The following is a 14,902-nucleotide window of genomic DNA, read 5'->3' as shown; positions in this document are numbered from 1 at the left end:
CGCCCGCTAACCGTCCCGTGCCGGGCTGGACGCGTGCGCCCAGAACTGTTTCGGGATCCGGCCTGCACCCGCCGCCAGACGTCCGGCCCGCACCGCGTGCCGCATCGCCGCGGCCATCGCCTCCGGGTTGTTCGCCCGCGTGACCGCGCTGGCGAGAAGAACGCCGTCGCAGCCGATCTCCATCGCCAGGGCGGCGTCGCTGGCCGTCCCCACGCCGGCGTCCAGGATGACCGGAACGCCCGCTCGGGCGACGATCATCTCGATGTTGTGCGGATTCGAGATACCCAGACCGGTCCCGATCGGCGATCCGAGAGGCATCACGGCGGACACCCCGACGTCCTCGAGTCGCTGCGCGAGAACCGGATCGTCGTTGGTGTACGCCAGCACGTCGAATCCGTCCGCGACCAGCGCGCCCGCGGCATCGACCAGTTCGAGGGGATCGGGCAGGAGCGTCCGGTCGTCGGCGACCACCTCCAGCTTCACCAGGCTCGTTTCGACGGCCTCCCGGCCCAGTTGAGCGGTCAGCACCGCTTCGGCCGTCGTGTGGCAGCCCGCCGTATTCGGCAGGATCGCGATGTCGAGCGCTCGGAGCAGATCGAGCACGCCGGTCCCGGCCCCCGGATTGACCCGCCGCATCGCCACCGTCGTCAGCTCGGTTCCCGATGCGACGAGGGCACGTTCGAGCATTGCCAGATTCGCCGCTCCCCCGGTCCCCATGATGAGTCGCGAGTCGAACTCCCGGCCCGCGACGACGAGTCGATCAGCCACCCTGCACCGCCGTCAGGACGTCGATGGTCGCGTACACCGGAAGCTCCTCCGCCCAGCGGGATCTGGGACGGACGACGCCGTCTACCGCGACTGCGACCCCGGTGTCGGGCAGCTCCAGGTGCGCCAGCAGACCGGGCACGTCGACGGGCGAATCGAGCACGACGGCGTCGCCGTTGACGACCAACTCCATGAGGACCTCTTTCTTCGGGGTGACTGATCAGGCGAGAAGCTCGAGTACGCGGTCGGCTGTCCACGGCGACAGCGCTATCCCGTTGCGGCCGTGTCCGGTCGCCACGAGGACGCGGTCGTCCAGACGCCGCACGATGGGCAGTCCGTCCACCGAGGACGGCCGGATACCGGCGGAGACCTCCGCCAGCTCGTAGGTTCGCAGTCCCGGCATGAGCTCGCCCCCGTCGGCGAGCAGGTCGGACACTCCCCCCGCGATAGGCGCGCGATCGGCGTGGTCGACGGACTCGTACTGAGTCGCTCCCAGCACCAGTCCGTCGGCGCGCGGTACGAGGTACACGGTTCGGCCGTGCCAGCGTCCCCGGACGACGTGGCCGGGCGGCGGCACCGACCACCGAGTGCGGCGCAGGCGGAGGATCTCGCCCTTCTCGCCTCGCACCGCCACCTCGGCACCCGCGGCCGCCGCGACAGCAGGGCTGTCCAGTCCGGCGGTGATCAGTACCTGATCGCCGGAAGCCTGAGCCGGATCGGCGACGCACGCGTCGACGAAGCGCACGCCTGCGGCGCGCAACGTGCTCCCGAGCGCGTCGAGCAGCCTGCGGTTGTCGACCGCTCCCTCACCCACCGCGAAGTAGCCGCCCGCTATCCCACGGGCGAGCCCCGGCTCGCTCGCACGCAGTTCCGCCGCGGTGCTGCGGACCAATCGCGGGGCCGCATCCGGAATGCGGGCGCGGACGAAGCGGACCTGCTCGTCGAGTTGCGCCAGATCGGCCGCAGATGCCGCGATCAGCAGGCTGTCCCGGGCGGTCATGATCCCCGGATCGGCGAGCCGGTCGACGAATGCGGGCCACCGGGCCACCGATGCCGCTGCGATGTCGAGCAGCCCGGCTTCACCGGGATGCCCTTCGCCGAAGCAACCGAGCATGCCGCCGGCGACCTGCGCTGCGCGGCGCGACGCACCCGCGTCGAAGACGCTGACCGCCCAGCCCGCGTCGGCCGCGGCGAGCGCACACGACAGCCCGATCACACCGCCGCCGATGACAGAGAGTTCACGTTCCACAGTGCATCCCTTCGCCGGCATTACCCGGATCAGGTCAGACGGTCAGCGACGGTCCGCATCGCACTCTCAGCCCGGCGCCCCGGACTCCCGTGTTCATTTGATGCAACCCAGCCTACCGTTGGAACCATGCATGACGATCCGCGCACCGCGCTCGCCGACGCCCGCCTCTACCTGTGCACCGATGCCCGGCGAGAGCGCGGAGATCTGCTCGACTTCGTTGCCGCGGCCGTCGCCGGCGGGGTCGGCATCGTGCAGTTGCGCGACAAGGGGTCGGCGGGCGAGAAGCGGTTCGGCGCCCTCACTGCTCGCGAGGAGATCGACCTGCTGCTCGCGCTCCGGGAGGTGACGGACGGTGCAGGTGCACTACTCGCCGTGAACGACCGGGCCGACCTCGCGCATGCCGCGCACGCTGACGTGCTCCACCTGGGCCAGGACGACCTGACGCCGTACGAGGCTCGCGACGTCCTCGGACCGAAAACGGTGATCGGCCGATCGACCCACGACAAGGCGCAGATGCTCGCCGCGGCCGCTGACGACGACGTCGACTACTTCTGCGCCGGCCCGTGCTGGGCCACTCCGACCAAGCCCGGACGCGACGCGACGGGACTCGGACTGGTGACCGAGGCGGCGCACACCGACACCGGAAAACCGTGGTTCGCGATCGGCGGCATCGACCTCGCACGCGTCCCCGAAGTGGTCGCGGCCGGCGCGTCGCGGATCGTCGTCGTGCGCGCCATCACCGGCTCGGATGCCCCCCGGTCGGCCGCTGTCGCGCTGCACGACGCGGTGTTATCCTGAACACACCATGGCGTTGAAGCTTCTCGTAACCCGCCGCAGCGGGGTCTGATCCGACCGACCCCCCGCTGCGGGTCAGTCGTCGTTTCACCCCTCGACCTCGTCGGTCACCGAACCTTCGAACGAAATGAACCGACGCGATGCGCTCCATTCAGATAACACCGGCATCCTGTACCCGTGACGGGCGCGGCGATCACCGTGCGAGCCGAATCTCGGCCACTCGCCGCCTACCCGCCTGGTTCCCACGGGAGGCTGCCGACATGACCCGACGAGTCTTCGACAAGACGTACGCGCCGGCGGGAAGCATCCGCCTGCAGGATCTCGCCGTCGAACCCGACCGCGCCGACATGGTCCGCTGCACGGCGCACGTCACGGTCGCCCAGCGAACCGTCAGCCTCGAAGCCACCGCCTCCGGAACCATCGCCGCGATGACGTCGATGCTGTACGACCTCGGCGCGGGCGTCGAGATCGTCTCGCTCTACCAGCAGCCGGACGACGCCGATGTCGGCACCTACCTGCTCTGCGAGAGCGGCGGGCAGCGCTGCTGGTCGTACGGCCGCGGCGACACCGGAGACGAATCGGTCGTCAACGCCCTGATCGCGGGAGCCAATCAGCTGGCACGACCTGGAATCTGACGCGGCAGGTGATGTCGATACGACGTCGACCCACCGCATCGAGAACATCCGCAACGATTCAGCGCAGACGCAGAAGCAGCTCCGGCCACGCGCGCGCGAAGCCCGGGTGAAGCGGCAGGTCGGCGACCGCAGATGCCCGGACCCACCGCAACTCGGTCGACTCACCGTTCGGGGTCGTCGCCACGCACGACCGAGCGCTCGCCATCACCGTCGTGTACGTCCACCCGCTCGACGCGCGATGGGTGACGAACGAGTCGGTCACCTCCAGGTCGGAGGGCGCGAGGCCCGCCTCTTCGCCGGCCTCACGCACTGCGGCGTCCTCCGGGCTCTCATGCGAGTCGCGCGCTCCACCGGGCAGCCCCCAGGTCCCGCCCTGATGCGACCACACGGCCCGATGCTGCAACAGCACCGCGACACCGTCGTCGAGTGGGGCGGTCAGCAACAGTCCGGCCGCGCCGTGACGGCCCCAGTAGCGCGCGCCGTCGGCGTCGAAGACCCAGCCGTCGCCGTCTCCCTGCACTCGACCTCCCCGACCCGGCGTTCGCGCCTCCGGTGCATCCGGGGCGATTCGCCTCACCGTACCGGGTGTTCCCCACCGGTTGCATAGGTCCCGACTAGTGTGGGACACACCCAAATGAAGGGATTGTCGTGACCGGCCAGGTTTCGGGTGTGCGCCAGGTTTCGGGCGTGCGCTCTGTGCTCACGCATGCCGGTCGAACCACGACCACCGAACGCCCCGCTCCCGGACCGACCCTTCGTCAGGTGATCGCCGACCGGCGCGAGATCGCCGCGATGACCCGAGATCGGGTGAACTCCCCGCTGGTCGCGTCGCGCTTCTACGCGACGACCACCCCCGGCAAGCTGATGATCATCCTGCTCGCGATCATCCTCTGCTGCGGCATCACCGGCTGGTACTCGTCCTCTGCTCTGACCACGCGCAGTCAGACCCTCGAGTCGCTGATCGAGCGCAGTGAGCCCCAAGCCGAAGCCGCGGAGACCCTCTACAGTTCGCTGTCCGTCGCGGACGCCTCGGCGAACTCCGCGTTCATCTCGGGCGGACGCGAATCCCCTAAGCTGCGTACCGATTTCTCGAACTCGATCGCAACTGCGTCGACCGCCCTCATCGCCGCCACCGACGGTTACCGCGACGACGCGGCATCGCACACGGCCGATGAGGACGCGGCCCGTGCGGACCTGAACACGCTCGCCGTGAAGATCCCCGTCTACACCGGGCTGGTCGAGACCGCCCGCACCAACAACCGGCTCGGATACCCGGTCGGATCGGCTTACCTGACGGTTGCGTCCAGTCTCATGCAGGAGACGATCCTGCCTGCGGCGCAACGCCTGTACGAGCAACGGTCATCGGCCATCTCCGAACCCCAGCGAACCCTCACCGTCCCGCCGTGGGGCGTGTACATCGCGTTGTTCCTGATCATCGGGATGCTGCTCGCGACCGGTCGGTACCTCGCCCGCCGGACCCGGCGCCACTTCAACGCAGGGCTGATCGCGGCGACCGGCGCCCTCGCACTCGGCACGGTGTGGCTGCTGGTGGCCGGACTGACATCGGTCGCCGCAGCGAACACCGCGAAGATCTCCGGCGCCGATCCGCTGCACACCTTGACCAGCATGCGGATTCTGACCCAGCAGGCCCGATCCGCCGAGACGCTCTCCCTCGTACGGCGCTCCGATCCGGGAGAGCTGGACCGAATGTTCAACTCGTCGATGGACCAGATCAAGCAGCGTTCGGACCGGCTCTCCGACGATCCCGAACTCGCCGACGATCACGGGATCACCGACCCGCTGAGCGATGTGCGGGCCGCCCTCGTCCGGTGGCGATCGGCGCACGGCGAGGTCGGCAGACTCCTCACCAACGGCGACTTCCCGCGTGCCCGCGACCTCACCATCGGCGCAGGCAAGACCAGCACCGCCACCGGGTACACCGAGGCGAACTCGGCTCTCGTCGAATCCATCAGCGAAGCGCGGTCCACGTTCCGGTCGTCAATCAACACCGCCCAGCGCGTCCTCGAATACACGGGCACCGGCATAGCCATCCTCTGCGTCGTCGCGGCGGGTGCGGTCCTGGCGGGCCTGTTCCCGAGGATCCGGGAGTACCGATGATCCACGGACGCAGAGTGGTCGTCGCCGGCGCGCTGGCTCTGGTCGCGCTGCTGTCCGCTTGCGATGTCCAGGCGCGTGATCACGCTGAGCCGCCGACCGCCACCGCACAGGTTCCACTTCCACCCGACGTTTCGTTCAACCAATCGATCGACGCACCCGACGAGTCGGCCGACTGCGATACGTCGAGTCTGCGACCACCCGCTGAGATGCCCGATCCCGGCAGGATGCCGCCCCGCACGACGATGGCCGACATCGTTCAGCGCGGGCGTCTCATCGTCGGAACCGACCTGGGATCCAACCCGTTGAGCTTCCGCGATCCCCTGTCCGGCGATGTGAAAGGATTCGACGTCGATGTGGCGCACTGGGTCTCGCAGGCGCTGTTCAACGACCCGAACCGCATCGACTACCGGATGGTGTCGACCGGAAACCGGATCCACGCCCTCAACTCGGGGGAGGTCGACATGGTGATCAAGTCGATGAGCATCACCTGTCAACGACTCAACGAGGTCGCCTTCTCGGCACCGTATTTCACTGCGACCCAACGCATTCTCGCCTACCGCAACTCGGGTATCGAGGACGTCGCCGACCTGGCGAAGAGGTCGGTGTGCGCGGCCCGCGAGTCGACGTCTGCGGCACGAGTCAGCAGACTGGTGCCGAACATCCGTTTCGTGACGACGCTGAGCTGGGCCGACTGTCTGGTGATGATGCAACAGGGTCAGGTGGACGCCATCACCACCGACACCCCGATCCTGGCGGGCATCGCCGCGCAGGACCCGTGGGTTCACGTGGTGGGTGAGAACCTCGGTTACGAGAACTACGGGATCGGCATGCCGAAGGGGAAGGACGATCTCGTGCGGTTCGTCAACGGGGTCCTCGCCGAACGGCGTGCCGACGGAAGCTGGCATCGGTCGTACCAGACATGGCTGTCGGACCTGGGTCCGGCGTCACCTCCGTCCTACAATTACCGCGATTGACGATGAACGACGACCACGACGAATCCACCACTGATCCGGCGCAGACCATGCCGTCGGATCGATCCGCGGGCGGTAACGGCAGCGGCATCGACCGCTGCGCCGACGACGGCCCGGCGACCGAGGCGGCACGCGGCACCGTGCCGACGACGCCCGGTCCCACGCCGGGCACCGAGGGAACGCAGATACGCCGGCTGTTCGACGACATCGCCGCATCCCGCCGGAAGACCCGCAAGGGCCCGCAGATCCACGATCGCCGTCTCGGTAGCGGCTTGGTCCAGCTCCCCGAGGTCTCCGATATCGACCCCGCCGATGCGGTGCTCGCCGACCCGATGATCGTCGAGTCCAAGCGCCACTGCTGGAAGTGCGGAGCCAAGGTCGGACGATCGACCGGCGAGGGCAAGGGCCCACTGCAGGGCACCTGCCCCAAATGCGGTTCGCGATACTCGTTCGTCCCCGGGCTGGCGCGCGGCACCATGGTCGCCGACCAGTACGAGATCGCCGGTGCGATCGCGCACGGCGGCATGGGCTGGATCTACCTGGCGGTGGACCACAACGTGTCAGACCGGCCGGTGGTCCTCAAGGGTCTGCTCAACTCATCGGACGCGCAGGCACAGGCGGTGGCGATCGCCGAACGGCAGTTCCTCGCGTCGGTGAACGATCCCGGCATCGTGAAGATCTTCAACTTCGTCGAATGGTCGGACGATCACGGTCGGCAGTTCGGCTACATCGTCATGGAGTACGTCGGCGGTCACACGCTGAAGCAGCTGACCACTGCGCCGTCGGGCAAGACGAAGCCCATGCCGTTGGAGCAGGCCATGGCCTACATCCTCGAAGTACTGTCGGCGGTCGGATACATGCACTCGGTGGGCCTCGTCTACAACGATGTGAAGCCCGACAACATCATGATCACCGCCGATGAGGTGAAACTGATCGACCTGGGTGCGGTGTCGGCCATCAACGGCTACGGCCGGCTGTACGGCACACCCGGGTTCCAAGCACCGGAGATCGTCGACACCGGTCCGCAGATCGCAACGGACATCTACAGCGTCGGACGCACTCTGGCCGTGCTGACCGTCGACATGCCGACGGAGAACGGCCAGTACCTCGACGGGCTCCCCGATCCGGAGACCAACCCGGTGTTCGCGGAGAACCCGTCCTTCTACTTCCTGCTGCAGCGCGCGACGTCGACGGATCCGGACGAGCGATTCGAATCTGCCGAGGAGATGACCACACAGGTCCTGAACGTGCTCCGCGAGACCGTCGCCCTGCACACCGGCGTGCCTCGACCGTCGCTGTCCACGGTGTTCACGCCGCAGCGTTCGACGTTCGGGACCGAATTGCTGCTCGCGCCGGTCGACGGGTTCTTCGATCCGCAGGATGCCGCGATCCACGATCCCGAGGACATCGCCCGTGCGTTGCCTGTCCCGCTCGTCGACCCGACCGACCCGGCGGCGAACGTCCTGACCTCGGCGGCGCTCTCCTATCCGCGCCAGACCTTGGACACCATCGGCGCGGCGCGTGCCGACGGCTACGCCACATTGATGCGCCAGGGTTCGGAGACCGGATCGGAGATCGATTCCGACCACCCGTCACTGGAGATGGACCTCGCGGAAGCTCGCGCACACCTCGAACTGCGTCACCTGGACACGGCACACGACCTGCTGATCGAGATCGCCGACAATCACGGAGACTCGTGGCGGCTTCACTGGTACCTGGGGATCTACGCGCTCCTGAGCGCGGAGCCCGAGCAGGCGTTCGACCGATTCCACGAGGTTCTCGAAGCGATGCCCGGTGAGGTGGCGCCGAAGCTGGCGGTCGCCGGTTCGGCGGAGCTCGTCGGCTACTGGCTGTCGGCGGACGGCGTCGGAACCAATGATCAAGTGGCCCAAGTGGAGCACTGGTACGACATCGCCCGCCAGAGTTATCACGACCTGTGGCTGACCGACCACGCCATCGTCACGGCGGCATTCGGACTCGCGCGCATGCTGCTCAGTGAAGGCGAGATCGGTCAGGCGATCGAGCCGCTCGACGAGGTCCCGATGACGAGCCGTCACTTCGGAACCGCGCAGATCAGTGCCATCCTGACCCTGGTCCACGGACGTCCGGCAGGCGAGCTGACGCGCGATGAGCTGTTCGAGGCCGCCGCCCGGTTCCGGCAGATCAGTCATGACGATCCACGCAGGCGACGGCTCAAACTGATCATCCTGGGAGGCGCGCTCGGCTGGATCGACGCGAACCCGGCGTCCACCGACGACGGCGATGAGGCCACCGAGCACGACGATTTCATGGGGTTCCCGTTCAGTGAGCAGGGTCTTCGCGCCGGCACCGAACGGTCACTGCGCGAACTGGCGCGCGCGACCCGTGACAATCGCGGGCACCGCTTCCTGCTCGTCGACCTCGCTAACCTCGTCCGGCCCGCGACGCTGTTCTAGAGCGCACTGTCACCCGAGCACGCCGCTGCGCCGGTGCGGCTGTGCTGCTCCAGTCAGCGCGGCGACGGCACAGTGATGGTGCAGGATCGAAAGCGGTGCTGCGAGACGCGGTAGCCACCCGGCTGTCATCTCGCGTGCTGCATTCACCGGTCGTGCCGAGCGCCGAACTCGGATCGTCGAGCGGCGATGTACCGGCGTGGCGGATTACCCGCCATCGACGCGAACTCGCGACTCAGGTGCGCCTGATCGGAGTAGCCGAGGTCGGCCGAGACGCCGGACGCCGACCGTCCGGCATCGAGCGCCGCACGAGCCGCATCGAAACGGACGAGTCGCGCCGCCTGCTTCGGCCCCATCCCGTACTCGGCGGTGAACAGACCAGTCAGATACCGGACCGACCATCCCGACTGCTCGACGAGCTGCGAGACCGTCACGCGACCGCGAGTGCGGACTATCTCGCGCCAGGCACGGTTCGCGTCGGCATCGACGCCGGTGGGCATCGCGTCGAGCCGGCCACCGAGAGCCGCCGCGACGACGCGTTCGGTCACCGGTCCTCGATCCTCGTGCCGCGCCGATCCGAGGGCGTCGTGCAGTTGATCCGCCAGTCCTGCGTTGAGGTCGGCCAGCTCGAACGCAGTCCGCTGCAACGCGCCGACTGGAACTCCCAGCAAACGCCGCACGGCGCCCGGGGTCAGGGCCAGCTGCACTCCGACCTGTGTCCCGTCATGATGGATGGTGAACGGGAGCATGTGCATGCCCGCGATGCAGCACCGGAACACCTCGCGCCCGGGGAGCCCCGGGCCACTCAGGTCGAGTCCATCACGCAGATCGACGATCAGCGTGGCCGCCGGTGACGGAATACCGAGATGAGTGCCGGGCGAGCCGCCGGCGATGTCGTACGGCGTCGCCGTGACGCCGTACCCGCGCAGGCCGGCGGTCAGCCCGCGTACGTCCCGAAACTCCACGTGTTGCCCTCCGGATCGGCGATGGAGAAGCCCCGCGATCCATAATCCTCTTCCGCCATGTCCCGCACCAGGGTCGCTCCGAGCTGCGTCGCCTTCGCGTGCACCGCATCCGGATCGGCGACGACGACGTACAGATTCCCCGCCCCGGTCGGCGAGCTGAACGTCTTGTCCGCCTTGGACCGCGAACTGATCATCACGCGCCCGCCGTCGGGCCACAGCATCTCCGAGTGGATCACCTCCCCGTCGCCGTCGCCCTCGACGAGGATGCCGGGTTCGAACCCGAGAGCGGTGAGCCACTCACGTTCGGCGAGCGGATCATCGCAGGTGATCCCGGCCCAGATGTTCATGTCCTTACGTGTTGTGTTCATAACTCGATCATGCGCGTTTCCACAGCGCCGGTCTTGAACTTTTCGGCACGATCACGGCAGGACGATCGATATGTTCGTCGGAGTGGTACCGCTCGCGAGCGGCATCGCTCTATAGCGGGTTGTCGAGCGGCAGCGGTACCACTCAGACGACGGCAGGCCCGTGCCCGCCGCGTGGCGCGGTCGTGTTCCGGGGTGATGTCGGTCGCGGTGGTTTCGATCACCTCCTCGGCTAGCGCCTCGTCGGCACTCAACCAGCGAGAGCGGCACCAGCGAAGGGGACTCAACCAGCGAGAGCGGCACCTGCGAAGGGGCACTCGGCCGACGAAGCAGGGCGCACGGCACTTGGCCTCACTTCTGGACGGGATTTCCTTCGTCGTCCCAGTTCCCCGCTACCTTGCGACTCGGCTGGACGCGCGGGGGTTCTCCGGGCATCTTCGGATAGCTCGGCGGATACGGTAGGTCGCCGAGGCCGTCGGCGTCGTCACGGTGCACCATCTCCAGGAGCGACTCCAGGCCGGAGCGATGGTCGGCGATGTCATGCCACGGGTCACCACGCCGTGCGACGAGATCCGGAACGGTGGCGATGGTGAGGTCATCGGGATTCGCATCGACCAGTTCGTCCCAGGTCACCGGCGTCGACACTCGCGCACGATCGGACTTCCTGACCGAGTACGGCGCCGCCATCGACCGATCACGGGCGTTCTGGTTGTAGTCGATGAAGATCCGGTCGCCGCGTTCCTCCTTCCACCACGAGGTCGTCACCGATTCGGGCGCGCGGCGCTCGAGTTCCCGGCCGAGCGCGATGACCGCGCGACGGGTGGCGATGAAGTCCCAATCCGGCCGGATCGGCACGAACACGTGCACGCCGCGGCTGCCCGACGTCTTGACGAAGCCCTCGAGTCCCAGTTCGGCGAGCAACGGCCTGACGAGTTCGATGGCCACCCGGCGCACGTCGTCGAATCCACTGCCGCCGGGAGGATCGAGATCGATGCGGAGCTGATCCGGATGATCGTTGTCCGGATCGGCGGTGGGCCACGTGTGGAACGTGACGGTCCCCAGATTCGCGGCCCACACCGCGTCCGCCGGGATACGCGGGCAGAACGCCTGACCGGTCCGCTTGGAGGGGAAGACGATCCGCGTCGACTCGACGTGGTCGGGGTGATACTTCGTGAGGTGCTTCTGGTAGATCTCGTCGCCGGTCACACCGTCCGGGAAGCGCTGCAGAAACGTGGGACGGCCCGCGAGTGCCGTCATCAGCGGGCCTGCCAAGGCCATCGCCTCGTAGTAGCCGACGAGGTCGGCCTTGCGGCCACCGTCCTCACCGAGCTCGGGAAAGTAGATCTTGTCCGGGTTGCTGAGCTTCACCTCGACGCCGTCGACGTCGAGCATCACCGGTTTCGGCTTAGGCATCGCTGGTTCCTCCGGAGTCGTTCGCTCCCTCGAGCACGTCGTGGATGTCGTAGGTGAGCGGAACCTCGAGTTGGGCGTAACCGCAGCTGCGCGGATCACGGTCGGGGCGCCAGCGGAGGAACCGGACCGTGTGCCGGAAACGACCGCTCTCCATCTGGTCGTACGCGACCTCGACGACGAGTTCCTGGCGGATCGGAATCCATTCGCCCGTGCCCGACTGCCGCCAGCGACTCAACTCGCCCTGCGCAGTGTGGTCCGGATCGAGCCGCATCGGCTCGAGCATCTCCTGCAACTCCGCACGTTTCGCATCCGAGAAGGCACTCGAGCCGCCGACCATCCGGACCTCGCCGTCGTCCCCGTAGAGGCCCAGCAGCATCGACCCGAGTCCGGTCCCGCTCTTGTGGACGCGATATCCGAGGACCACGCAGTCCGCGGTTCGCTTGTGCTTGATCTTCAGCATCTCGCGCTTGCCCGGGACGTACAGACCGTCGAGTCGTTTCGCGACGACCCCGTCGAGGCCCGCTCCCTCGAACGCGCTGAACCATTCGCGGGCGACGTCGGCGTCACGCGTCACCCGGCTCACCTGCATACGCGACTGCGACGAGGCGCCGCCGACCGCTTCCAGCAGCGCTTCGCGGCGCACCTCGAACGGTTCGCCGGTCAGGTCGGCGCCGCCGAGCGCCAGGGCATCGAATCCGATGAACACTGCGGGCGTCTCCTCCGAGAGCCTGGTGATCCGCGACGCCGCCGGGTGGATGCGCTGACTCAGCGAGTCCCAGTCGAGGCGTCGTACGCCGTCGACCTCCCGGACCACGCCGACCTCGCCGTCGACGACGACCTGATCGGGCAGTTCGGCGCGCGCGGCGTCCACCAGCTCCGGGAAGTAGCGAGCCAGGTCCTTCCCGCCGCGCGAGGACATGACCACGTCGTCACCGTCACGGAAGACCAACGCGCGGAAACCGTCCCACTTGGGTTCGTACGACCACGCCTGTCGCTCCGCGGGTTGGTCCGGCACCGCTGCGACGGCTTTCGCCAGCATCGGGGCCACGGGCGGGTCCACCGGAAGGTTCACCTGTTCATCGTCCCTGTCGGCGCCGCACACGGCAACGATTCGCTCAAGCCCGCCCCCGATCCGAGCGCCTTCACATCCCCGATCTCGACTCGCCCCGCCCGCGCCACGAGGCCGACACCATCGCGACACCCGGCGCCAATAGCGTCTGGTCTCTATGGCGACGGCACCCACAACGGTCTCTGGACACTCCCGCAGGCACTTCCTCGGTCTCGCTGCCGGAGCGGCTGCGGGCATCGCGGGCAGCGCCACCCTGCTTCCGGCTTCGTTGATCGAGGCCGTCGCGTCGGGGCGCCCCGCAGGACATCTGCGCGACGTGGAGCACGTCGTCGTGCTGATGCAGGAGAATCGCTCGTTCGACCACTACTTCGGCACGCTGCGCGGGGTCCGCGGTTTCGCCGACAACTCGGCCAAACCAGGGGTGTTCGATCAGGACCGGATCCGCCCGTTCCGGGCGCGCGACGCCGCGAACCGCGGGGACCTGTCCGTCGACTACCTGGCGTCGCTGCCGCACGGCTGGGCCGACGGCCATCAAGCGCTCAACGGCGGCAGGTGCGACGGATGGACGGGCGCGAAGGGCGAGGCGACGATGGCCTCGTACGATCGGCACGACATCCCCTTCCAGTTCGCGCTCGCCGAGGCATTCACCGTGTGCGACGCCTACTTCTCCTCGTGCCCGTCGTCGACCAGCCCCAACCGGAACTACTTGTTCACGGGCACAACCGGTCTCGAGCCGAATGGCGAACGAGCGGTCGGGAACGACGCCTACGACGGCGGCCATCCCGGATACACCTGGACGTCGTACGCCGAGAACCTCCAGGACGCGGGCGTTCCCTGGCGCGTCTACCAGGAATGGGACAACTACACCGACAATAACCTCGACTTCATGGCGCGATTTCGAACCATCGGGCGAGCCGCACTCTCGGCCGCCGGCGTGCGCGGCACCGACCTCACCGGATTCTTCGAGGACCTGCTCGAGCAGTCGGAGGCCGACGACGACGGCCGATACCGGACGACCGCGAGCCAACGTACGGCCGCGGCCGCTGTGCACGCCGCCGCTGCCCGGCTGGGTCCGCAGCACTCGCAGCTCTACGACCGTGGCCTTTACCGGAGCGAGCCCGGCACGTTGGTCTCACGTTTCCGCCACGACGTCCAGGCAGGCACGCTGCCGACCGTGTCGTGGATCGTGACCCCGGAGGCCGACTCCGAGCACCCGTCCGCGTCATCACCTGCACAGTCGGCGACCATCACCCACCGCCTGCTCGATGCGCTCGCCTCCTCGCCCGAGGTGTGGCGCAAGACCGTCGTCATCCTCAACTACGACGAGTTCGACGGCTACTTCGATCACGTCGTCCCGCCGCTTCCGCCCGAGGGCGAGCCGGACGAGTGGTGGGACGGCAAGCCGATGGGCCTGGGCTTCCGTGTACCGACGACGATCGTGTCGCCGTGGACCGTCGGTGGCCGGGTCTCGTCGGAGGTCTTCGACCACACCTCGGTGATCCGGTTCCTCGAGCGCGTGACGGGCGTGCGCTGTCCGAACATCTCGAGATGGCGCCGTCGGGTCTGCGGCGATCTGGTCTCGACTCTCGACCTGTCCCGCTCGGACGGCCTCCGGCTGCCGGACCGCCCGGGTCCGGTCCCTCCGTTCGAGAAGCGGTGGAACGCCGAGCCAGGCGGGGTGGCACCGGTACAGGAGTTCGGATCGGCACCTGCCCTCCCGACGCCGTATCGGTTGTCCGCGAACGTGCTGGACGGCGTCCTTCATCTGATCAACGAGGGTTCCCGGGCCGCCGTCTTCAGCGTCTTCTGCGAGGGGCGATCCGAGCACCACACCGTCACCGACCGCCGCCGGGTACGACTCCCGTCCACCGTCGGCCACGTGGTGGTGACCGGCCCCGACCGATTCCTCCGCGATCTCACCTTCCCGCCCGGCGGCTCGGCGGCACGGGTGAAGCTGCAGCACGCGACGCAACGTGTCGCGGTGAACGGCACGGACGTGACCGCGTCGGTGGTGCGCGACGGCTGGTACGAGATCACCGTCCCGGACACCGTTGGACGCCAGTACTTCACCGGCCGGCTGGAGAACGGACGCCCGACCAGGACGTCGCCGTTCCGCCGCGACTGA

Annotated in this window: 14 protein-coding genes and 1 riboswitch; of the genes, 6 read left to right on the top strand and 8 right to left on the bottom strand. The window is 68.1% G+C overall.

The window, feature by feature from the left end:
- Positions 1-6 precede the first annotated feature (6 nt).
- From thiG to FO044_RS01055, 3 genes are all read right to left on the bottom strand, one after another.
- The gene (thiG, locus tag FO044_RS01065) at positions 7-717 is read right to left on the bottom strand and encodes a thiazole synthase (protein WP_235831464.1); all 711 of its coding nucleotides are present in this window, start codon (positions 715-717) and stop codon (positions 7-9) included.
- Positions 718-760: 43 nt separating this feature from the next.
- On the bottom strand, positions 761-958 hold the full coding sequence (thiS, locus tag FO044_RS01060) for a sulfur carrier protein ThiS (protein WP_132992839.1): 198 nt from the start codon (positions 956-958) through the stop codon (positions 761-763).
- A 27-nt stretch (positions 959-985) separates the two neighbouring features.
- Positions 986-2,035, bottom strand: a complete 1,050-nt coding sequence (locus FO044_RS01055) for an FAD-dependent oxidoreductase (RefSeq protein ID WP_165943069.1) — start codon at positions 2,033-2,035, stop codon at positions 986-988.
- A riboswitch (TPP riboswitch) is annotated at positions 2,003-2,115 on the bottom strand. (Overlaps the previous gene by 33 nt.)
- Before the next feature lie 25 nt (positions 2,116-2,140).
- Here FO044_RS01055 and thiE point away from each other — a divergent pair.
- Both thiE and FO044_RS01045 read left to right on the top strand, forming a co-directional pair.
- Positions 2,141-2,812 carry a thiamine phosphate synthase gene (thiE, locus tag FO044_RS01050; RefSeq protein ID WP_132992838.1) on the top strand — a complete coding sequence of 224 codons (672 nt, stop codon included), beginning with the start codon at positions 2,141-2,143 and terminating at the stop codon, positions 2,810-2,812.
- A 257-nt stretch (positions 2,813-3,069) separates the two neighbouring features.
- Positions 3,070-3,444: a hypothetical protein gene (locus tag FO044_RS01045; RefSeq protein WP_132992837.1), complete on the top strand. Its 375-nt coding sequence runs from the start codon at positions 3,070-3,072 to the stop codon at positions 3,442-3,444.
- A 58-nt stretch (positions 3,445-3,502) separates the two neighbouring features.
- On the opposite strand, the gene FO044_RS01040 is transcribed toward FO044_RS01045, so the two are convergent.
- Positions 3,503-3,964 carry an NUDIX hydrolase gene (locus FO044_RS01040; protein ID WP_132992836.1) on the bottom strand — a complete coding sequence of 154 codons (462 nt, stop codon included), beginning with the start codon at positions 3,962-3,964 and terminating at the stop codon, positions 3,503-3,505.
- 128 nt (positions 3,965-4,092) lie between these two features.
- On the opposite strand from FO044_RS01040, the gene FO044_RS01035 reads away from it, so the two are divergent.
- From FO044_RS01035 to FO044_RS01025, 3 genes are read left to right on the top strand one after another with little or no spacing between them, the layout of a single operon-like run.
- Positions 4,093-5,562 (top strand): hypothetical protein, encoded by a 1,470-nt coding sequence (locus FO044_RS01035; RefSeq protein ID WP_235831390.1) that lies wholly within the window; start codon positions 4,093-4,095, stop codon positions 5,560-5,562.
- Positions 5,559-6,536, top strand: coding sequence for a glutamate ABC transporter substrate-binding protein (locus FO044_RS01030; RefSeq protein ID WP_132992835.1), 978 nt, complete (start codon positions 5,559-5,561; stop codon positions 6,534-6,536). The genes FO044_RS01035 and FO044_RS01030 overlap by 4 nt, the downstream gene beginning before the upstream one ends.
- Before the next feature lie 2 nt (positions 6,537-6,538).
- Entirely contained in the window at positions 6,539-8,968 is a 2,430-nt protein-coding gene (locus FO044_RS01025; protein WP_132993413.1) for a serine/threonine-protein kinase, read from the top strand.
- Between the two features lie 143 nt (positions 8,969-9,111).
- Here FO044_RS01025 and FO044_RS01020 read toward each other — a convergent pair whose 3' ends face one another.
- From FO044_RS01020 to FO044_RS01005, 4 genes are all read right to left on the bottom strand, one after another.
- Positions 9,112-9,930 carry a helix-turn-helix domain-containing protein gene (locus tag FO044_RS01020; RefSeq protein ID WP_132992834.1) on the bottom strand — a complete coding sequence of 273 codons (819 nt, stop codon included), beginning with the start codon at positions 9,928-9,930 and terminating at the stop codon, positions 9,112-9,114.
- A complete protein-coding gene (locus FO044_RS01015; RefSeq protein WP_132992833.1) occupies positions 9,903-10,298 on the bottom strand; it encodes a VOC family protein in 396 nt (131 codons plus the stop codon). The genes FO044_RS01020 and FO044_RS01015 overlap by 28 nt, the downstream gene beginning before the upstream one ends.
- Before the next feature lie 348 nt (positions 10,299-10,646).
- Positions 10,647-11,708: a DNA polymerase domain-containing protein gene (locus FO044_RS01010; RefSeq protein WP_132992832.1), complete on the bottom strand. Its 1,062-nt coding sequence runs from the start codon at positions 11,706-11,708 to the stop codon at positions 10,647-10,649.
- Positions 11,701-12,780 carry an ATP-dependent DNA ligase gene (locus FO044_RS01005; RefSeq protein WP_132992831.1) on the bottom strand — a complete coding sequence of 360 codons (1,080 nt, stop codon included), beginning with the start codon at positions 12,778-12,780 and terminating at the stop codon, positions 11,701-11,703. The genes FO044_RS01010 and FO044_RS01005 overlap by 8 nt, the downstream gene beginning before the upstream one ends.
- 154 nt (positions 12,781-12,934) lie before the next feature.
- On the opposite strand from FO044_RS01005, the gene FO044_RS01000 reads away from it, so the two are divergent.
- Entirely contained in the window at positions 12,935-14,902 is a 1,968-nt protein-coding gene (locus tag FO044_RS01000) for an alkaline phosphatase family protein (protein WP_132992830.1), read from the top strand.

The organism is Gordonia zhaorongruii, from assembly GCF_007559005.1.
GTDB classification, from domain to species: Bacteria; Actinomycetota; Actinomycetes; order Mycobacteriales; family Mycobacteriaceae; genus Gordonia; species Gordonia zhaorongruii.
This window is presented reverse-complemented; position numbering and strand designations above follow the sequence as displayed.